At 68.1% G+C, this 2,151-nt stretch carries 3 protein-coding genes; 2 read left to right on the top strand and 1 reads right to left on the bottom strand.

What is annotated here, in order from left to right; all coding sequences use genetic code 11:
• Positions 1-609 (bottom strand): protein kinase (locus tag D7V97_RS42575; RefSeq protein ID WP_147445242.1); only part of this gene is annotated, 609 nt, incomplete at its 3' end.
• Positions 610-1,352: 743 nt separating this feature from the next.
• Here D7V97_RS42575 and D7V97_RS42565 point away from each other — a divergent pair.
• Both D7V97_RS42565 and D7V97_RS42560 read left to right on the top strand, forming a co-directional pair.
• Complete coding sequence (locus tag D7V97_RS42565; RefSeq protein ID WP_120616220.1) at positions 1,353-1,910, top strand: RNA polymerase sigma factor; 558 nt, start codon at positions 1,353-1,355, stop codon at positions 1,908-1,910.
• An 11-nt stretch (positions 1,911-1,921) separates the two neighbouring features.
• The coding region (locus D7V97_RS42560; protein ID WP_147445241.1) for an anti-sigma factor at positions 1,922-2,151 on the top strand (230 nt) is incomplete at its 3' end.

Raw genomic sequence — 2,151 nt, 5'->3', positions numbered from 1 at the left:
CCCCAGGAGGACGTTGGCGGGCTTGAAGTCCCGGTGCACCAGGCCCGCCGCGTGCGCGGCCGTCAGTCCCCGCCCTGCCTCCAGGAAGACCCGCAGGACCTCCCGCCAGGGATGCGGCGCCTTCATCCACTCCGCCAGCGTGGTGCCTTCCACCAACTCCATGGCCAGGAAGATGCCGTCCCCGTAGGTGCCTACGTCGAAGAGGGTGACGACGTTGGCGTGGGAGAGCCGGGCCAGGGCCTGCGCCTCGCGCTGCAGCCGCTGCTGCAACTCTCCATGTTGGCGCCCTTCGGGGCGCAGCACCTTGAGGGCCACCTGGCGGCCCAGCTCCGGATCATCCGCCGCGTACACCACCCCCATGGCCCCAGCGCCGATGCGCTCCCGCACCACGTACCGGGAGACGGTGGAGCCTCGCGCCAGCGGCGGGACGCGCGGCTCCGCGAGCGCTGACGAGGGGATGGTCGGGGCCCTGGCGCCATCCCCCGCCGCCAGCCCCCACTGGCATTGAGGGCAGCGCTCCACGTGCTCCACGACGTGGCCTCGCTGCTCCTCGGAGAGCACCCCCGCCAGGAAGTCGCTCAGCGTCGTTTCGTGAGGGCACTCGCTCATGCAGTGGAGACTCCGCGAGGATTTCTCGTTTTCCAACTTGCCATATGGAAGGGCTGGTGGCCACGCGAGCGAGCAAAAGATTTCTTGGGATGCAGTCCGGGCCCTTCCCTCTTTACCCCCGAAAGCCCGGGGCTGCCCCGAGCCGCCTCACACCTGGAATGGCATTGAGAGCCAATGAAGGCGTCTGCTCGCCTTCAGGTGCCATTGAAATATCAATTCTGAACACGAAAGGGATTCCCCATGGGAGGTCTGGCACCCACAGCCAGAAGGACATCGACAAGGTCAAGCCGAAGCCCCATGAGCTCGCCTCCGCCTTCGAGGGCACGAACCGTGAGGCGGAGCTGGAGAAGCTGCTGGGCACCGCCCCGCCGAAGACCCAGGCCGTGCAAAAGCCCGTGGAGGGCGAGAAGCCTCCCGCTTCGCTCGACACCGAAGTCGGGCGGCACGCGCGAGACGACCTGGACGAAGTCGTCGGACGCACAGGGCAAGCCGACGCGTCTCGAGTCGCGCAAGAGCCAGACGGAGCAGCACCCGGAGACGGGCGCCACCACCACCGCGTCCACAACGCGGTACGACGCCACCCGCTCTCCTCCCGTGCCCCGGTCGCGCACCGACTCGGATTGGGTCAAGACACACAAAGACTGTCAGGCGACCACATCCAACCTGACGGGGGGTTTGTAATCTATCCAAGAAATCAGACCTATACCGTTATCTAATCATCACCGGCGTCGGGGGACCGTACGATGAAAGAAGAGCTCGACAGTTCAGACATGGAGTACGCCGTCTTCGCGGTCCGGTATCAGCCCAGCCTGGTGGCCGTTGCCCGGAATCTTTGTGGCCGGAACGCCAGCGATTGCGCGGATCTGGTCCAGGACGTGCTGCTGCGGGCCCTGCTGAAGTGGGACAAGCTCCAGTCCTGGACGGAGCCGGAGCGGCGCGCCTGGCTGGTGCGGGTGCTCCACAACCGCTTCCTCGACCAGTGCCGCCGCACCCGGAGCGAGGCCGCGAACGTCATCAACCTGGGCAACGTGCACAAGCTCTTCGAGGAGCCGGACGCGCCGGACCTGGAGCTGTGGGAGTGCATCACCGAGACGGAGCTGCGCGAGGCCGTCGCCTCCCTCCCCTACAACCTGCGCCGCACCTTCGAGATGCACTCGGAGGGGCTGCGGCACGCGGAGATCGGCCGCCACCTCGGGGTGCCCGTGGGCACCGTGGGCACCTGGCTCTTCCACGCGCGCCACCGCCTGCGCGACCAGTTCCTCGACATGGCCCAGGCTCGCCGGAAGCGGGGGAATGGGTGAGCGCCGGCTGCATGAACCTCCCCGCCTTCGTGGACGGTGAGCTGCCCCCCGAATCCCAGGACGGCTTCCGCGCACACCTGGTCTCCTGCCAGGTGTGCTGGGCCCGTTTCCATGAGCTGCTGCAGGTGGACATGCTCGGCCGGATGGCGTTCGCGGAAGAGGCCGAAGCCCGCGAGGACCCGGCGGAGCCCGGGCCCCTGCCGCCCGAGGCGACCGTGACGGTGACGCCGCCCCGCCGCCC

This window comes from Corallococcus sp. CA053C (assembly GCF_003611675.1).
Lineage (GTDB): Bacteria > Myxococcota > Myxococcia > Myxococcales > Myxococcaceae > Corallococcus.
This window is presented reverse-complemented; position numbering and strand designations above follow the sequence as displayed.

What these genes read in the sequence shown, in the direction of transcription:
- D7V97_RS42565 (WP_120616220.1), top strand. Translation starts at nt 1,353, where the DNA reads ATGAAAGAAGAGCTCGACAGTTCAGACATGGAGTACGCCGTCTTCGCG.